Below are 17,320 nucleotides of genomic sequence, written 5' to 3'. Positions count from 1 at the left end.
CCCGCCCTCTGCACTCCCGCGTCACCCAGGGGGTACCCGGCTGCGCCCCAGGCCCCGTAATGAATGCCGCCGCTCTCGCTATGCCGGTGGCGCATGCCTTGTGGTGCGGATACGGGTGGTTGGCCCTGAGGCATGAGTGTACGGCGCTGATGCTGGCACGGCCTTCTTCCCTGTGGAGGCGCGCACGATGCGCCCTACATGGATGGGGTAATGCGCTCTCCGCTCCTCCGCTCTCCGCTCCCCCGCTCTACAGCTACAGCATGATCGTGGCGGGATCGATCGGCCCGCGGCGGTCGGGCGGCAGCCAGGCCAGGCTCGCCTCGGAAGCGCCGAGCGGGTTATACTCGGCGCCGATCACGCCGGTGTAGCCGCTGGCCGCGATTGCAGCGAAGATATAGCCGAAGCGCAGCTCGCCGGTGCCGGGCTGGTTGCGGCCCGGCGAGTCGGCTACCTGGATGTGGCCGATCCGCCTGGCGTGCGCCGCGATCGTGGCGGCGATATTGCCCTCCATGCGCTGCATGTGGTACACATCGTACTGCAGCTGCAGGTTCGGCGCGCCGACCGAGTCGATGAACGCGAGCGTGTCGCGGCTGGTGCTGAACACGCACGGCCCGTTGTCCCAGGTGTTCAGCGGCTCGATCGTCACGGTGATGTCGGCGGCGGCGGCCTGCTCGGCCAGCCAGGCGTAGTGCTCGCGCAGCCGCGCCAGCTGCTCGGCGCGGGGTGTGTCGTCGCGCCATTTGCCGGCCAGCGCGTTCATGCGCGGGCAGCCCAGCCGCTGCGCCAGCTCGAGCGCGGCGGGCACGTGCGCGCGGAACCGCGCCGCGCCGGCCGGGTCGTTCAGCAGGCCGCGCTCGCCCGCCGCAATGTCGCCGGCGTCGAAGTTCAGCAGCGCCACGCGCAGGCCGGTGTCGGCGACGCGCCGCTCGAGCGCGCGCAGGTCCTCGCCGTGCGGCCACCAGCACTCGACCGTGCCAAACCCCAGGCGCGCGGCCTGCTCGAGGCGGGTCAGGAATGCGTATTCGCGCAGCAGGATCGAAACGTTGATACCGAAGTGCAGCATACTGTCCTCGCGTGTCGGCCCGGCTACTCTACCGCCCAGGCGGCGCGCTGTCAAGGCGCATTGGCCCGCGCCAGCGCGCCGACGCGGCCGAATGGCTGCTGTATTACGAATAATTGATAATTTGCTCAATTGAAAGTATGATCAAGTTTTTGTTCCTTTTGTGTGCACAGTAGCTATGAAAATCACGAATAATTGATAATTTGCTCAATTGATAGTATGATCAATCGTTTATTAGATCATTCGTTGATAAATCGATATTTTTGTCTTGCAGAATTAAAAAATCGTGATATAATCTCGGAAACAGCAGTATTGTTATCCAGATTGTCGGAAAGACGCGTTTTCGCGCGATGCTGGCGATATGCTGGCGTTCATAACATCTTTCGCATAGCAGGCGCGGGCCTGAAGGGGTGCAGGTAATATGTTGGGTTTGAAGCGCCAGCGGCCAGGGTCGCGGCACGCGCGCTGGTTGGGCTACGCACTTATATCGCTGATGCTGAGTGCGCTCACCGCCTGCGGTACGTCGGCGCCGGCCAACACAACGCACAGCGGGCCAATCAATGCCGTTACGACGATGAGCGTGCTGGCCGATATGATCCACAATGTCGGCGGCGAGCGCGTGCGCGTGCGGAACATCATTCCGCTGGGCGCGGGCCCTGAAGATTACCAGCCCACGCCCGAGGCCGCGCGCGCGGTTGCCGAGGCCGATATTGTCTTCTACAATGGCTTTGGCCTCGAAGAGTGGCTTGGCGACCTGTTCGCCGGCGCCAGGCGCCCTGGCCAGCCGCAGGTCGCTGTGGCCGAGGGCCTCGAGCCGCTCGACCGAGGCGCGGCCTTTGCGCAGGGCAACCCGCATTTCTGGATGAGCGCGGCGCTGGGTGCGCGCTATGCCGAGCGTATTCGCGATGGCCTGATCGGCGTCGATCCGGCTGGGCGGGCCAGCTACACGGCCAATGCCGAGCGCTATATCGGCCAGCTGCTCGCGCTCAACGCCGAGCTGAAGCAGCAGGCCGCCGCGCTGCCGCCAGCCGCGCGCAAGCTCGTCACTAATCACGATGCATTCCCTTACTTCGCCCGCGAGTACGGTTTTACGATCGTCGGCAACCTGCTGGGCAACGCCGAGGCCGAGCCGTCGGCCAGCGATCTGGCGGCGCTGGTCGGCAGCATCAAGGCTCAGCGTGTCAAGGCGGTGTTTGGCGAGGCCCAATTCAGCCCAAAGCTGGCCGAGGCACTGGCCAGCGAGGCGCAGGTGCGTGTGGTGACGAACCTGTATACCGATACGCTCGGCGAGCCTGGCACGCCTGGCGCTAGCTATGTCGAGATGCTGCGCTACGATATGCGCGCGATTGTCAAGGTACTGCGCTAACGGACTTCGGCGATACTACCCTATAGAACCTTATGCAGTTGGCGCCCTCGGCCTTCGGAGGAAGCCGAATCACGCAAGTGCGTACCTAGTGTGTGGGGCTTTTTCCGCGGGGAGAGCCGAGAGGCCGCATACAGAAGAATGTATCTGAAGGATTGGTGAACCGTGCCGACAGGTGCAAATGCCCAGCCACTGGCAACTGGCGCGCGGCGCGCCCCAGCGCTGGAGGTGCGTGGCCTGAGCGTGGCGTATGGCGCGCGCCTGGCGCTCGAGGACGTCTCGTTCGAGCTGCCGGCCGGCGCGCTGGTGGGCGTGATCGGGCCAAACGGCGCCGGCAAAAGCACATTGCTCAAGGCCATCCTCGGGCTGGTGCCGCGTGCTGCCGGCAGCGTGCGCATCGGCGGGGTAGGCCAGGCGCGGCGCGGCCACCAGGTGGCCTATGTGCCGCAGCGCGACGCGATCAACTGGCGCTTCCCCGCCAGCGTGGCCGACGTAGCGCTGATGGGCCGCTACGGGCGGCTGGGCTGGCTGCGCCGGCCCGGCGCTCGCGACCGCGCGATCGCGCGCGCGTGCCTAGCCGAGGTTGGTATGGAGCACTACGCCGATCAGCCGATCGCCCGGCTTTCGGGCGGGCAGCAGCAGCGCGTGTTTCTGGCGCGCGCGCTGGCCCAGGAGCCCGAGGTGCTGCTGCTCGACGAGCCAATCAGCGGCGTAGATGCGCCCACGCAGGAGGCGATCCTGCGCATCCTGGCGGGCCTGGCGGCCCGTGGCAAAACACTGCTGCTGACTACCCACGATCTGCGCTGCACCATGGAGCACTTCGGCAGCCTGATGGCGCTGAACCGCCGCCTGGTGGCGCTTGGCCCGGCGCCCGATGTGCTCACGCCCGCAACGCTCGCCAGCACCTACGGCACGCAGGTGGTGCTGGCCAATGGCACCAGCGTAGCGCTGGTGTAGAGGAGCTACCTATGCGAAGCTCGCCCCGAAAAGGCTGGTTTGTGCTGGCCAGTGTTGTGGTGATGGTGCTGCTGCACGGCAACAGCCGCCAGTTCTGGCCGAAGATCCCCTACCTCAGCCTGCGCGACGAAAGCGTCGCCGAGCATACCCGCCTGGTGTTCAACACGCTCGCACTGGTGACGCTCGGCCAGTGGCTGATCGGCCGCCTGCCGCGCGAGCGCGCGCTGCCGCGCGCCGCCGGGGTCGCCGCTGCCACGGCGGCGCTGCCGGCGCTGATCGGCCTGAACCAGCGCGTGCTGCGGCTGCGCGCGCCGCTCTCCGAGGTGTACAACCTGGCGCAGGTGGTACTGCTGCCGCTTGGCGCGGCGCTGCTCGAAGAGGCGCTGGCCGAGCGCGCCGTAGGCTAACCGGAAGCATAGCCAGATCGGAAATCGACATGTCCTGCGAATCGCTCTGGAGCTGCGTGGCCGCGCCGCTCGAGTTTGGCTTCATGCAGCGCGGCCTGGCCGCCGCCGTGCTGATCGCCGTGCTGTGCGCGGTGATCGGCGCGTTTGTGGTGCAGCAAGAGCTGGCGTTTATCGGCGATGCCCTCGCGCACGCCTCGTTCCCTGGCGTGGTGGTGGCCTACATGCTTGGTTTCAACCTCGCGCTGGGCGGCGCGCTGGTTGGCATCCTCACGGCGCTGGGCGTCGGCGCGGTCACGCGCCACAGCAAGCTCAGCCAGGATACCGCGATCGGCGTGTTGTTCGCCGGCACCTTCGCGCTGGGCGTGGCGCTGCTCTCCACGGTGAAAAATTACACCAAAGATCTGTTTGGGCTGCTGCTCGGCGATGTGCTGGCGGTGCGCGCAGGCGATGTGCTGGTGATCGCCGGGCTGGGCGCGCTGATGCTGCTGATCGTGTTCGCGCTGTATAAAGAGCTGACGCTGCTGGTGTTCGACCCGGTGCAGGCCGAGGTGATCGGCCTGCCGGTGCAGCTGCTGCGCGAGCTGCTGCTGGCTCTCATGGCCGTGACGATCGTGATCGCGATCCAGACGGTTGGGATTGTGCTGGTGGTGGCGATGCTGGTGACGCCGGCGGCTACCGCCACGCTGCTGGTGCGGCGCTTCCCGATGGTGATGCTGCTCGGGGCGATCCAGGGCGCGCTCGGCGCGCTGGCCGGGCTGTACCTGTCGTTCTACTTTTCGATCGCCTCGGGCGCGACGATCGTGCTTGTGCTGACGAGTATGTTTGTGCTGGCGCTTGTGGTGGCGCCGCGCTGGCGGCGCACGGCGTCCTAGCCGCCTGGCGCGGCGCTGTTTTGGCAGCTCTGGCTGGGCGCCAGGCGGCTAGCTTGAATATTCGGAAACAGCGCTGTTCGCACCTCGCTACGCCAGCTCGAGCATTGCCTTCACCACGCCGGCAGCCGGGTCGCGCCAGCCGTCGAACTCGGCCACCAGTGCGGCGGGCGCGGCGCGGTGCGTGATCCATGGCTCCAGGCTCACCCGGCCGGCCTCGATCTGGCCCATCACCCAGCCGAAATCGGCGGCGGTGGCGTTGCGGCTGCGCAGCAGCGTCACCTCGCGCCGGTGCAGCTCGGGGTCATCGAAGCTGAGCGCGCCCTGCACCAGCCCCACAAACACCAGCGTCCCGCCGTTAGCCAGGTACTGCGGCGCGGCCATCATCGAGCGGGCGCTGCCGGTGGCGTCGAACACCAGCGTTGGCAGGTCGCCGCCCAGCAGCTCGCGCAGCCGCGCCGGCACGTCGCCCGTGCCGGGCAGCGGCTCGGCGCCCAGGTGCCGCTGCGCGAACTCCAGCCGCGGCGCGCTCAGCTCGAGCGCGATCACCCGCGCGCCGGCCAGCCGCGCCGCCAGCATCACCGCCAGCCCGATCGGCCCGGCGCCGATCACCAGCGCCGGCTCGCCCGCGGCCGGCTGCGCGCGGCGCACCGCGTGCGCGCCAATGCACAGCGGCTCGACCAGCGCCAGCTGCTCGAACGAGAGCGCGGCCGAGCGGTGTAGCTTCGCCGTGGGCACGCAGATCAGCTCGCGCATCCCGCCGTCGACGTGCACGCCCAGCACGCGCAGCTGCTCGCAGCAGTTGGTTTTGCCGCGCTGGCACGCGCCGCAGCGCCCGCAGCTCAGGTATGGCTCGACGGTGCAGCGGTCGCCGACGGCGATGGGCGCCTCGCCAGGGCCGAGCGCCAGCACCTCGGCGCCCAGCTCGTGGCCGAGCACGCGCGGGTAGCTGAAGAACGGCTGAGTGCCCTCGAATGCGTGCAGGTCGGTGCCGCAGATGCCCACGCGGTGGATGCGCAGCAGCGCCTCGCCGGGGCCGGGCGCGGCGGGCGCGGGGGTGTCGGCCAGCCGTAGCGCGCCCGGTCGGTCAAGCACAATCGTCTGCATCAGTGTGTTCCTTTGCTTGGTAGTATACCAAATTCGCTTGATTACTGACACTTTGGTGGGGGTTTGGGGCGGCTTCGCCGCCCCCAATTTCTTATTGTGTGGCACTACGTGGCGAAGCCACGTAGTGCCACACGATCGATACGTGATCAAGCGAACAGCGTATTACAGGTAGCCGTACGCAATCCAGCCGCCGTCGACCACGAGCGTCTCGCCCACCACAAACGCCGACTCGTCGGAGGCCAGGAACACCGCCGGCCCTACCAGGTCGGCCACCTCGCCCACGCGGCGCACTGGCGTGCGCGCGATGATCGGCGCGCGGTCGAGCTTGCCCTCTTCTACCAGCCGGTCCTGCAGCGGCGTGCGGATCCAGCCCGGCGCGATTGCGTTGACGCGCACGCCGCGCGGCGCCCACTCGACGGCCAGCGCGCGCGTGAGCAGATGGACGCCGCCTTTGCTGGCGGCGTAGGCGACGCGCATTGGGAAGCCCTGGAACGATTGCAGCGAGCCGATGTTGACGATCGCGCCGCGGCCCTGGTCGAGCATCAGCCGCGCGGCCGCCTGGCAGAACAGAAACGTGCCGCTGAGGTTGATGTCGATCGCGCGCTGCCAGTCTTCGAGCGCCAGATCTTCCGAGGGCGCCACCATCGGAATGCCGGCGGCGTTCACCAGGATGTCGAGGCGGCCGAACTCGGCGTGGGCTGCGCCGGTGGCCGCCTGCGCCGCGGCCTTCTCGCGCACGTCGCCGGGCACCACCAGCGCGCGGCGGCCAAGCGCGGCCACCTCGGCGGCCGTCGACTCCAGCTCGGCGGCGGTGCGGCTCACCAGCACCAGGTGGGCGCCCTCGCGGGCATACCCCAGCGCAATCGCCTTGCCAATCCCCCGGCCCGCGCCGGTGACAAGCGCCACCCGATCGTGCAAGCGTTCCATGTGCTCTCCTTTTGTTGTATAAGCTACGCGCTGGCCGCCGCTTGAAAAGGGTGGTTTGGAGGGACGAAGTCCCTCCAAGTATCCACTTGTTCTGGCGGGTGGCGGCCCCATTCGTGGCCGCCACCCGCCAGGAAGGGAATGCGAGGGGCATAGCCCCTCGCGCACCCTTTTCAAACAGGCTCTTAGAAGCCTATTATAAGGCCGCCGCAGGCACAAAAAAACGAGACCCGCGTGTGTCGCGGACACACGAGCCTCGTTAGAAAATCTGCAATGCCAGGCCGCTAATCGATGCTGTACGCGTACTTCCGCCAGACATCGTGGCGCTCGAGCTCGCCCAGCAGCGCAAACGCGACATATTGCGGCTGGCGTGGCTTGCTCATCAGCACCATGCTAGCTTCTTCGGGGGTGCGGCCGCCCTTGCGGTGGTTGCACTCGCGGCACGCCGTCACGACGTTCTCCCACGTGGTCAGGCCGCCGCGCGATCGCGGCATCACGTGGTCGACGGTGAGCTGCGTGCGGCCGGGCTGCACCCCGCAGTACTGGCACGTTTCGCGGTCGCGCGTCAGCACGCCGCGGCGCGAGCACGGCAGCCGCAGGCGGCGAGGGATCTTGATATAGCGCACGAGCCGGATCACCACCGGCACGTCCAGGGCGAAGCCTTGGGCGCGCAGCCGCTGCGCGGCGGCCTCAACCAGCTCGGCCTTCTCTTGCAGCAGCAGCACTACCGCACGCCGAGTCGAGACGATCTGAAGTGGCTCGTAGCTAGCGTTGAGGACGAGAACACGTTGCCCCAAGAGAAACCCCCTTTCCAAAGCCGCACGATCGCACGCGCGCGCTCTAGCACGGGGGCTGCCCCGAATTAGAGCACGCGACCTATGATATCGGCGGCGCTGGCGACCAGCACCGCGCGGGCGCGCCTGGCCCGGTGTAGGCCATTCCTATGCAGCGGCGCCTGGCCTCGCGGGGCGCGGCGCGCGCCCCAGGCTGCCCGAGTGGCAGGATGGAGAGGTTGGTGTTTGGTTGTGGCCAGGCCGTGTGTCATACGCTGTTATCTCGGCTGCTAGAGGCTATTTAGTGCTATAGCGTCAGCTGTTCTAGCACTTATAGCATACACGATCGCCGCGCGGTCTGTCAAATGTTTTGTTTGTGTCGAAGTGCGCGTCGACCCGCGCGCCACCTGGGAAGCTGATGATCATCTCCATAGCGTGCCCTCTTTTTACTGCGTGAAACGTTTCGCCTGACCCTGTTCATACGATGCCATATCGGCGCCATTGGTTACAGCCTGGCGCCAGGCCGCTTCCGGCCGTGCCGCTGCCGCATCGCCCAAGCTCAGGCCGGCTCAATGGGAAGCAGCCCAGGCGGTGTAACCACCTGGCCCGAGCATGCATCAGATCAGTATATGCACCGGGCGCGCGCCTAGCGGCGCCACCTGGGCGTGGCCGCGTATACCGCCGAATGGCAAGAGGAGAAAGCACACAATGTTTGGGTTCTTCAACCGTAAAGCCGATCCCTCGCAGGTGACGCCGGAAGACGTTCAGAGCCGGCAGGCCGCCGGCGAGAAGCTGTTCATTCTCGATGTGCGCGAGCCGGCGGAGTACGCCGAGGGCCACATCGCCGGCAGCAAGCTTATGCCGCTGAGCCAGATCTCTCAGCGCAGCGCCGGCCTGCCGCGCGAGCAGCCGATCGTGGTGGTGTGCCACTCGGGCAGCCGCAGCGGCGTGGCGCAGTCGGTGCTCAAGCGCGCCGGCTTCACCAATGTGCTGAACATGCGCGGCGGTATGCTCGCCTGGGCGCGCAGCGGCCTGCCGGTGAAGCGCGGCCGCTGAGCGGCCATTGGTCGCCGCCAAAGATCGGGTAGAATAGGGGGCGAATCGCGCCCGGCCGCTATCGCAGCGCGCTGTGCTGTGGCGCGCGGGCGTACCCTGCAATCTGCAACCCGCACTCGGCGGTTGCATTAGCCCACGGGAGGCAGCTCATGGCTCGGAGTATTGTCGCCACCGCCGACGCACCCCAGGCGATCGGCCCGTACTCGCAGGCGATCACCCTCGACAATCTGGTGTTCTGCTCGGGGCAGATCCCGCTGACGCCGGCCGGCACGGTCGTCGAGGGCGATATCACCGCGCAGACACGCCAGGTGCTTGGCAATTTGCAGGCGCTGCTGGCGGCGGCCGGCAGCTCGCTTGGCCAGGTGCTGAAGACCACGGTGTTTCTGGCCGATATGGGCGAGTTCGCGGCCATGAACGCGGTGTACGCCGAGTTCTTCCCGGCCGACCCGCCGGCGCGCTCGACGGTTCAGGTGGCGCGGCTGCCGCGCGACGTGCGCGTCGAGATCGAGGCGATCGCCACCCGCAGCTAGGTGCCGCCGCGCTGTAGCGCCGCCGCGCGGCGGCGCTACAGCGGGTTGCGCGCGAACACATATTCCTCCACCACCGCGCCGCCGATCAGGTGCTCCTGGATGATCCGCTCGAGCACGGCCGGCGTGCACGAGTGATACCACACGCCCTCCGGGTACACCACCGCGATCGGGCCGTGCACGCACACCCGCAGGCAGTTCGCCTTGGTGCGGTACACCCCGCCGCGCACCAGCGATAGCCGCAAGTCTTTCAGGCGCTTCTTCAGGTAATCCCACGACTCGATGCTGGCCTGCTTGGGCGAGCACTTCGGCTCGGTCTGGTCGGCGCAGAGCAAAATATGCCGGGTGTAATCGCCGATCAGATACTCGGCGGCTTTGGCGCGAAGCTCTTCTTGCAGCGACATGCGCGGTACCTTTCGCTAGGCTGGCGGATGGCGCTGGCATTATAGCCGCGCCGGGTGCAGCCGGCAATATCGGGTATACTTGGGGCACGTCGGCTAGGCTTTTGCTATAGGGCGCGCTGCGCGGGCGCCCGGTCGCAGAAGCTTGCCTGCTGGGCGCCTGCCCGGCAGGCTCTAGGAGAAAGCGAGAACCCATGAACCGCACCATTGTTGTGCTTGAAGGCGACCAGACCGGCCAGGAGCTGCTTGATGAGGCGCTGCGCGTGCTCGACCCGGCCGTCACCGGCGTGGAGCTAGCCTTTCAGCGCTACGACCTGAGCCTGGAGCGGCGGCGCGCGACGAACAACCAGGTGGTGCACGAGGCTGCCGAGGCGATGCTGCAGGCCGGCCTGGGCCTCAAGGCCGCCACGATCACGCCCGAGGCTAAGGGCGACATCGGCAGCCCCAACGCGATCCTGCGCGAGCACGTCGACGGCACGGTGATCGTACGCACTGGCCGGCGCATCCCTGGCGTGCGCCCCGTTGGCGGCGTCTACGCGCCGATCTCGGTGATCCGCATGGCCGTTGGCGACGCCTACGGCGCCAAGGAGTGGCGCGAGGGCTCGGGTCTCGACGAGGTCGCCTTTCGCACCGAGCGCATCACCCGCCGCCACTGCCGCGCCGTGGCCGAGTACGCCTTTCGCCACGCCAGGCGCATGCACGCCAAGGTGTTTGGCGGGCCGAAGTATACCGTCAGCCCGGTGTACGAGGGCATGCTGAAAGAGGAGATGGACGCCGCAGCGCAGCGCCACGGCGACGTGAAGTACGACCCGCAGCTGATCGACGCGACCTACGCGCTGCTGCTGGGCAACATGGGCGACGCGCTGGTGATCCCCACGCTGAACCGCGACGGCGACTGCATGAGCGACCTGGTGCTGCAGATGTTTGGCTCGATCGCTGGCTCCGAGTCGCTGCTGATCGGCTTCGACGATGCGTGGAACACCCGCGTGGTAATGGCCGAGGCGCCGCACGGCACCGCGCCTTCGCTGTTCCGCAAGAACCTGGCCAACCCCATGGCGATGATCCTGGCCGGCGGCTCGCTGCTCTCGTACATCGGCGAAAACGCCGCGCTGGCCGCGCGCGCGATCTCTGAGTCGGTGTTCGAGACCGTGTACGATGGCGTGCGCACCGCCGACTTGCAGGGGCACGCCACCACCAGCGAGTTCACCGACGAGGTGATCAAGCGCGTGCGCACCAAGCTTGCGGTATGGCCGACCTTGAGTGCGTAGTCTATTGCCTGCGGCAGCGTGGAACTCAGCCATTATTGTGTGGGCTTGTTCAGCTTGATCGCTTGCTTTTTGTAATGCCCTGCCCGGCTTTGCCGGGCAGGGCATTACAAACAAAACAGGCGCGGCGAAGCCGCCCCCCAGACCCCACCCAAGTGTCAGTAATCAAGCGAATTTGGTGTTATTAGGCCAGCGGCAGCATGAGCGAGAAGGTCGAGCCGGCGCCTTCTTCGCTTATCGCCCAGATGCAGCCGCCGTGCCCCTCGACCAGGTGCTTGGCGATTGCCAGGCCCAGCCCGGTGCCGCCCGCATTGCGGGTGCGCGCGCGGTCGACTTTGTAGAAGCGCTCGAATACGCGCGATACCTCGGCGCGCGGGATGCCGATGCCGGTGTCCGACACGCAGATCTGCATCCAATCGCCCGGGCCTAGCGCCTGCGGCAGCGCGATGGCCGGGCGGCCCTGGCGTGCGAGCGCCGGCGTGCGCTGGCGGCGCTCGCCCGGCGGGTAGGGGTGCGGCTCGTGGTTGAGGCGGCGCTCGACATAGCCAACTTTGCCGGTGTCGACGCCGACGCTCACGACGGTGGCGCGGACGCTGATCGCGCCGCCTTCGGGTGTGAACTTGATCGCGTTGTGCAGCAGGTTCAGCAGCACCTGGCCGATCCGCCCCGCGTCCATGAGCACCGGCGGCAGCTCGGCGGCTACTTCGGCGCTGATGCGCAGCGATTTGCGCTCGGCCTGCGGCCTGATGCGCTCGATTGCGCGGCTCGTCACCGCCTCCAGCTGCGTCGGCGCCAGCTTCAGCGCCACCCGCCCCGACTCGATCTGCGACAGCTCGTGCAGCTCGTCGACGAGCTGCGTCACCGCGTCGACTTCCTGGGCCATCTGGGTGAGCATGCGCTCGGCGATTGGCGGCGGCGGCGCCGATTGCAGTGTCTCGACCAGCAGCTTCACCGAGGCCAGCGGCGTGCGCAGCTCGTGCGACACATTCGCCACCATGTCGCGCCGCGCGCGCTCGAGCAGGTTCAGCTGGGTGACGTCGCGGATCAGCAGCGCCACGCCGCGGAAGTCGCCTGCGTCGATCGATCTGGCGCGCAGCCGCAGCGTGCGCCCGCCCTGGATGGGCTGCAGCACCAGCTCGCGCGCCTCGCCGTCGCGCAGCACGTCTTGCACCAGCGTGTCGGCCTGGTAGTCGCGCACGACGCTGATCAGCCCCGCGCCCGTGGCTTCGCCGGCCCCGATGCCCAGCAGCAGCTCGGCCTGCTGGTTCAGGTAGCGCACCTCGCGCTCGGCGCCAACGATCACCAGCCCGGCGTCGAGGGCGTCGGCGGCTACGCGAAACATTGGCGTGAACTGCTCGGCCGGCGGCGGCGGGCTTTCGATGATCGTCAGGCGGCGGCGCCACAGCCAGATCGCGGTGGCCAGGGCCGCCAGGAAGGCGAGCAGCAGGATGGTGTCGAGTGCTGTCATAACACCGTGGGGATGTGCGCCATGCCGCACGCGGCGCGCTGCAAAGGCGCGGGGGCGCGGCCGAGTGCGCCCGTATGGCGGCGCGCCGGAGGCATGTGCATTGCGATATGCCCGAGCGCCTGCCTGAAAGGCGGCGCGATGATCGCCGCCCCGCGCGCGTTCTTCAGAGCGCTGCTAAGACTGCGGGATCTCGAAGCGGTAGCCGACGCCGCGCACCGTTTGAATATAGATCGGCCGGCCGGGATCGGGCTCGACTTTCTCGCGCAGCCAGCGGATGTGCACGTCGACGGTGCGGCTGTCGCCAAGGAAGTCGAAGCCCCACACACGCTCGAGCAGTACATCGCGCGAGAGCGCCATGCCGCGGTTGCGGATCAGGCAGGTCAGCAGGTCGAACTCTTTCTGTGAGAGCGTCAGCTCGGCGCTGTCGCGCCACGCGCGCCGCGAGCCGGTGTCGACGCGCAGCGCCCCGGCGTCGAGCACCTCGCGGCTGCCGGCGGGCTGGCGGTCGGTGCGGCGCATGATCGCGCGTACGCGCGCCAGCAGCTCGCCCAGGCTGAACGGCTTGGCCACGTAGTCGTCGGCGCCGAGCTCGAGCCCGGCGATGCGGTCGACTTCGTCCTGGCGCGCGGTGAGCATCAGGATCGGCACGTCGCTCTCCTGGCGCAGGATGCGGCACACCGAGAAGCCGTCGAGTCGCGGCAGCATAATGTCGAGGATCAGCAGGTCGGGCTGCTCGCGCCGGGCGAGCTCGAGGCCGTGCACGCCGTCGGCGGCGCTCAGGACGCTGTAGCCCTCGCGCTCGAGGTTGTAGCGCAGTGTTTCCGAGAGCGTCAGTTCGTCTTCGACGAGCAAGATTGTGGGCATAATCGGTTGTTTCGCGTCGCTAAAATCAGTATTCTTTCATATTCTAGCGCACCGGTTTTAAATCCGTGTTAAGCCTGGATGAGCGGTTTGACATCGCTATACTAGCGGTTCTGTTTCGATCGTGGCGTGCAGGCGCGCAGGCATTTCGCGCGCGGACTGCGCGCCGCGTACTGGTGCGCTACTCGGGCAGCGCGCGTCCAACGCCGTCGCTGGCGCGGCAGACATAGATCGTGGTGTCGCGGCCGGTGGCCTGGCGGAAGGCCGCGGCGACATCGTGCTTGAAGCGCTCGATCGCGCCGGTTTCGACCAGGCTGACGGTGCAGCCGCCAAAGCCCGCCCCGGTCATGCGCGAGCCGTAGCAGCCGGGCACAGCCTGCGCTGCCGCTACCAGCGCGTCCATGGCCGGGATGCTGACCTCGTAGTCGTCGCGCAGGCTGGCGTGCGACTCGTTCATCAGCCGGCCAAAGGTGGCGATATCGCCGGCTTCAAGCGCGGCGGCGCTGCGCTGCGCTCGATCGTTCTCGGTGATCACGTGGCGCGCGCGCGCCCGCACCGGCTCGGGCAGGTCGGCCTCGTGCTCGCGCAGCTGCGCCACGCTCACGTCGCGCAGCGCGCTGATCTTCGGGTACCACCGCTTGAATAGCCGCACTGCCGCCTCGCACTCTTCGCGGCGCTGGTTGTACGCCGAGCCAGAGAGCCGCCGCTCGGTGTGGCTGTCGCAGACGACGATCTGCGCGTTGGCGGGAAGCGGCACCGGGCGGTAGCTCAGGTCGCGGCAGTCGAGCAGCAGCGCGTGGTCGCTGCGGCCTAGCGCCGAGATAAACTGGTCCATGATCCCGCACTGCACGCCGACAAACGTATTCTCGGCGCCCTGCGCCAGCAGCGCCAGCTCTTCGCCGAGGATGTTCAGGCGGTTCAGCAGCTGGAAGGCGTAGCCGGTGGCGACTTCGAGCGCCGCCGACGACGACAGGCCCGAGCCGCGCGGCACATCGCTGGTGATCAGCAGGTTCGCGCCGCCAAGCGTGTGCCCGGCCACCAGCAGGCCCTTCACCACGCCACGAATGTAGTTGCTCCAAGGGTGATCGGCGCTGTGCTCGATCGGTGCGTCGAGCGCGAACTCGTCTTCGTCGTGCATATCGACGGCGACGATATGCACCAGCGCGTCGTCGCGCGGGCGCGCCGCTACGTAGGTGGCCCGGTCGATCGCTGCCGGGAACACAAAGCCGTCGTTATAGTCGGTGTGCTCGCCGATCAGGTTCACCCGGCCAGGCCCGCGCACGATCAGGCGCGGGTGGATGCCGTAGTGCCGCTCGAATTGCTCGCGGATCGTCTCGACGTCGATCATGCTCTTTCTCACTCTCAGGGCGTAGGCGCTTGTGAATGCGCGCATTATAGCATAGCGAGGCGCTCGGAAAAGAACGACCGAACGGCGCGCACGGTCATCTGGCGCATGCGGCACGTTCACACGCTCTCCTTCAAAGCGCGGCGGCGCCGGTACGGCTGAAGCGAGCGCGCGTGCAGCGTGCCCGAGTGCCGGTGCAGCTGAAGCGAGCGCGCGTGCAGCGTGCCCGAGTGCCGGTGCAGCTGAAGCGAGCGCGCGTGCAGCATGCTGGAATACAGGTGCGGGTGAAGCGAGCACGCGTGCAGCATGGTTGGAATGCCGGTGCGGCTGAAGGAAACGCCCGTGCAGCATACATACACTGCCGTGCTGAACAAAGCTTGGCTTGCTGTGGCCCTGTATCGGCGATTGTCGTTGAGGGAGTGAGGCGTCGCTTGCCGCGGCGCTGAGCTACGGGGAAACTTCGCTGGCGGTGCAATGCGCCAAGGGCACAGCAAGAGCGCCGGTGGGATGTGGCTGGGGCGCATCGGGATGGCGTATTGCTCTAGGCCCCACGCTCGATCGCCCTGCACGCTGCGCGCTATGCCGGATCGCGCGGGGCAGGCTTGTGCGGCCGGCCGCGCGCGCGGCGCGGGATGCCGAAGCGCACCAGCGCCTTATACACCGTGGTGGCGCACACGCCGACAATCTGTGCAATTTCGCCAAGCGAGCGCTGCTCATCGACATACAGCCGCTGGAGCAGCGCGGCATCGAGCGGCGATTGGCCCGCACCGGCGGCGTCGGGAGCGGGAACACGCTGCCACGCCTCGCGGCGCGGAATGCGGTTGCGGATCAGCGCGTCGTGCACGGTGCGCGGCGCGATATGCAATTGATCTGAAATGCGGCGAATAGAAAGCTGCTCGTCGACATACAGGCGTACGAGTATCGCAGGGTCGATCTTTGGCATGCGCCTCTCCGCGCGTTGCTGAAACGCCTTTGTGCCAAGCATAGCAGCTTTTGCATTTGGAAAGTATAAGGGTTTTCGGCATTTTTTGGGCGCGAAAATATTCACCCGTGTATTAGATCTTCCGACGATTTGCCGGGCACGATGTTTGGATCATTGGTGGCTAGGCAGATCCGGCAATGTTCACTATCATAACCGTAAACCACTCTTAACTATTTGCTGCTCCGAGTGCGAGCGCCAGGGCAGTGCAGCCGACAGTGAGCTGCGCTGCTAGCGTATGCTCGGCAGTTGAGTATCATCGCGAAGACATGGAGGCTTGCAATGGCGAACGCTTCTGAGCAAGATGTGGCTGACTCTGGGCCGAAACGCACACTCGGCCTGACGGGTGTCACGATCAATGCCATGGCGCTGATCGCGCCCGGCGCGTTCTTGTGGATCACCTTTCAGCTGCAGGCGGCGCAATCCGGCCCGGATGGCTCCACCACCGGCTTTGACATGTGGCAAGGGATGGTGTTCGCGCTGATCATCGCGTTTCTGACGGCGCTGTCCTACTCGCAGATGGCGAAGATCTACCCCGAGGCCGGCTACGGCAGCGCGTACTATTTCGCCGAGAAGACGTTTCTCGACAAAGAGGAGAGCCAGCACCACCGCTGGGCGCGCGGCTCGAAGCTGGTGACCGGCTGGGCGGCGCACCTGTTCTACTGGGTGTACCCCGGCGTGATGGTCACGTTCATGGCTATTCTGGTGAGCTACATCGCCGGCCTGTTCGGCGCCACCGACGGCAGCGGCAACCCCGGCCTGCCGCTGGTGGTGAACATTGGCGTGGCGATCCTCTTCGCGCTGGGGGTTGGCTTTGTGGCAGTGCGCGGCATCAATGGCTCGACGCTCACCAACCTGATCATCAACGTCGTGCAGCTGACGTCGCTGGTGGTGTTCTCCGCGCTAGCGATCATCTACCGGCTGAAGAACCCCGACGGCGCGACCTTTGGCGCGCTGGCCGACGGCACGCAGGTGGGCCACGCGACGGTCGGCTCCATCCTCATCCCGCACTCGCTGAGCAGCGTGCTATTTCAGTCGACGCTGGCGATCCTGATCCTGGTGGGCTTCGAGAGCTGCACCGCGCTGGGCGCCGAGGCCAAGAACCCCAAGCACAGCGTGCCGCGCGGCGTGCTGCTTTCGCTGATCATCCAGGGCCTGTTCGCCTATGTGATCGGCTACTTCGCGGCGAACTTCGCGGTATCGGACAAGCTGGTGGTGCAGGGCACCGACGCGAGCGGCGCGGCGGTGACGTACGTGGGCATGGCTGCCGCCGCGCACTCGCAGGCACCGGTGGGCGATATGATCCGGCTGTTCGGCGATACGCTGCTGGGCGGCATTGGCTTCGGCCTGGCGGTGACGATGGCCATCACCGTGGCGCTGGCGATCTTCGGCACGACGCTCTCGTGCATCAACACCGCCGTGCGCGTCAGCTACGCAATGGCGAAAGACCAGGAGATGCCCGAGATCCTCGGCCTGATGCACGGCAGGTTCGCCACGCCCTCGGCGGCCACCTGGATGCTGGTGGGCATCTCGGCGCTGATCGGCGCGGTGGGCGTGTACAGCATTGTGACGCAGACCGGCCTGGGCATTGCCAGCAACCTGGGCACGTTCATTCTCTATGGCCTGATCTGCATCTGGACGATCATCGCCTTCAACGGCCGGCCCGACCGCAACATCTTCCTGCACGTGATCATCCCGGTGCTGGGCCTGCTTACCAACGTGCTGATGGTGATCACGATCTTCTACCTCGCGTTTGCGGCCGGCGGCGACAGCTCGAAAGAGGGCTACATCGCGCTGGGCGTGGCCGCGGCGTGGGCGATCGTCAGCATCGTCTATATTGTGATCAACACCGGCCGCCGCCAGCGCGTGCTGCTGCCGGCGCCCTAGCGCGGCGCCTGGCGGCGCGCGCCGCACCGCTTGCGAATGGTTCTCCGCGCCCGGCCGCAGTGCAGAGCGCG

General features: G+C 67.1%; 17 protein-coding genes. 8 read left to right on the top strand and 9 right to left on the bottom strand.

The genetic code is table 11. The features are described 5' to 3' along the window. Positions 1 to 253: 253 nt before the first annotated feature. Positions 254 to 1,063, bottom strand: coding sequence for a hydroxypyruvate isomerase family protein (locus U0177_RS00510; RefSeq protein WP_409568617.1), 810 nt, complete (start codon positions 1,061 to 1,063; stop codon positions 254 to 256). A gap of 418 nt (positions 1,064 to 1,481) precedes the next feature. Here U0177_RS00510 and U0177_RS00505 point away from each other — a divergent pair, with 418 nt between their 5' ends. The 4 genes from U0177_RS00505 (at position 1,482) to U0177_RS00490 (ending at position 4,659) form a co-directional block, all read left to right on the top strand. After that, positions 1,482 to 2,426: a metal ABC transporter substrate-binding protein gene (locus U0177_RS00505; protein ID WP_409568616.1), complete on the top strand. Its 945-nt coding sequence runs from the start codon at positions 1,482 to 1,484 to the stop codon at positions 2,424 to 2,426. 162 nt (positions 2,427 to 2,588) lie between these two features. Next, positions 2,589 to 3,380, top strand: a complete 792-nt coding sequence (locus tag U0177_RS00500) for a metal ABC transporter ATP-binding protein (protein WP_409568615.1) — start codon at positions 2,589 to 2,591, stop codon at positions 3,378 to 3,380. 11 nt (positions 3,381 to 3,391) lie between these two features. Further along, positions 3,392 to 3,787, top strand: a complete 396-nt coding sequence (locus U0177_RS00495; RefSeq protein WP_409568614.1) for a hypothetical protein — start codon at positions 3,392 to 3,394, stop codon at positions 3,785 to 3,787. A gap of 29 nt (positions 3,788 to 3,816) precedes the next feature. After that, positions 3,817 to 4,659, top strand: coding sequence for a metal ABC transporter permease (locus U0177_RS00490; RefSeq protein ID WP_409568613.1), 843 nt, complete (start codon positions 3,817 to 3,819; stop codon positions 4,657 to 4,659). Between the two features lie 87 nt (positions 4,660 to 4,746). Here U0177_RS00490 and U0177_RS00485 read toward each other — a convergent pair whose 3' ends face one another. The 3 genes from U0177_RS00485 to U0177_RS00475 all read right to left on the bottom strand — a co-directional run bounded on the left by U0177_RS00485 (position 4,747) and on the right by U0177_RS00475 (position 7,484). Continuing rightward, positions 4,747 to 5,763: a zinc-binding alcohol dehydrogenase family protein gene (locus tag U0177_RS00485; RefSeq protein WP_409568612.1), complete on the bottom strand. Its 1,017-nt coding sequence runs from the start codon at positions 5,761 to 5,763 to the stop codon at positions 4,747 to 4,749. A gap of 162 nt (positions 5,764 to 5,925) precedes the next feature. After that, on the bottom strand, positions 5,926 to 6,690 hold the full coding sequence (locus U0177_RS00480) for an SDR family NAD(P)-dependent oxidoreductase (protein ID WP_409568611.1): 765 nt from the start codon (positions 6,688 to 6,690) through the stop codon (positions 5,926 to 5,928). A gap of 281 nt (positions 6,691 to 6,971) precedes the next feature. Next, positions 6,972 to 7,484 carry an HNH endonuclease gene (locus tag U0177_RS00475; protein WP_409568610.1) on the bottom strand — a complete coding sequence of 171 codons (513 nt, stop codon included), beginning with the start codon at positions 7,482 to 7,484 and terminating at the stop codon, positions 6,972 to 6,974. Positions 7,485 to 8,168: 684 nt separating this feature from the next. Here U0177_RS00475 and U0177_RS00470 point away from each other — a divergent pair. Together U0177_RS00470 and U0177_RS00465 are read left to right on the top strand one after the other, a co-directional pair. Continuing rightward, positions 8,169 to 8,516, top strand: coding sequence for a rhodanese-like domain-containing protein (locus tag U0177_RS00470; protein WP_409568609.1), 348 nt, complete (start codon positions 8,169 to 8,171; stop codon positions 8,514 to 8,516). Between the two features lie 149 nt (positions 8,517 to 8,665). Then, a complete protein-coding gene (locus U0177_RS00465; protein WP_409568608.1) occupies positions 8,666 to 9,046 on the top strand; it encodes a RidA family protein in 381 nt (126 codons plus the stop codon). Positions 9,047 to 9,081: 35 nt separating this feature from the next. Here the strand turns inward: U0177_RS00465 and U0177_RS00460 are convergent, their stop codons facing one another. Then, the gene (locus U0177_RS00460; protein ID WP_409568607.1) at positions 9,082 to 9,447 is read right to left on the bottom strand and encodes a (2Fe-2S) ferredoxin domain-containing protein; all 366 of its coding nucleotides are present in this window, start codon (positions 9,445 to 9,447) and stop codon (positions 9,082 to 9,084) included. Positions 9,448 to 9,638: 191 nt separating this feature from the next. Here U0177_RS00460 and U0177_RS00455 point away from each other — a divergent pair, with 191 nt between their 5' ends. Then, entirely contained in the window at positions 9,639 to 10,712 is a 1,074-nt protein-coding gene (locus U0177_RS00455; RefSeq protein WP_409568606.1) for an isocitrate/isopropylmalate family dehydrogenase, read from the top strand. 181 nt (positions 10,713 to 10,893) lie between these two features. Here the strand turns inward: U0177_RS00455 and U0177_RS00450 are convergent, their stop codons facing one another. The 4 genes from U0177_RS00450 to U0177_RS00435 form a co-directional block, all read right to left on the bottom strand. Beyond that, positions 10,894 to 12,177 carry a sensor histidine kinase gene (locus U0177_RS00450; protein WP_409568605.1) on the bottom strand — a complete coding sequence of 428 codons (1,284 nt, stop codon included), beginning with the start codon at positions 12,175 to 12,177 and terminating at the stop codon, positions 10,894 to 10,896. A 174-nt stretch (positions 12,178 to 12,351) separates the two neighbouring features. Next, on the bottom strand, positions 12,352 to 13,041 hold the full coding sequence (locus U0177_RS00445; protein ID WP_409568604.1) for a response regulator: 690 nt from the start codon (positions 13,039 to 13,041) through the stop codon (positions 12,352 to 12,354). A 178-nt stretch (positions 13,042 to 13,219) separates the two neighbouring features. After that, complete coding sequence (gene galK / locus U0177_RS00440) at positions 13,220 to 14,386, bottom strand: galactokinase (RefSeq protein WP_409568603.1); 1,167 nt, start codon at positions 14,384 to 14,386, stop codon at positions 13,220 to 13,222. 574 nt (positions 14,387 to 14,960) lie between these two features. Continuing rightward, positions 14,961 to 15,326: a hypothetical protein gene (locus U0177_RS00435; protein WP_409568602.1), complete on the bottom strand. Its 366-nt coding sequence runs from the start codon at positions 15,324 to 15,326 to the stop codon at positions 14,961 to 14,963. A 318-nt stretch (positions 15,327 to 15,644) separates the two neighbouring features. Here U0177_RS00435 and U0177_RS00430 point away from each other — a divergent pair, with 318 nt between their 5' ends. After that, on the top strand, positions 15,645 to 17,249 hold the full coding sequence (locus U0177_RS00430) for an APC family permease (protein WP_409568601.1): 1,605 nt from the start codon (positions 15,645 to 15,647) through the stop codon (positions 17,247 to 17,249). Positions 17,250 to 17,320 lie beyond the last annotated feature (71 nt).

The sequence above is a fragment of the Kouleothrix sp. genome (assembly GCF_046328425.1).
In the GTDB taxonomy this organism is placed as follows: Bacteria; Chloroflexota; Chloroflexia; order Chloroflexales; family Roseiflexaceae; genus Kouleothrix.
This window is presented reverse-complemented; position numbering and strand designations above follow the sequence as displayed.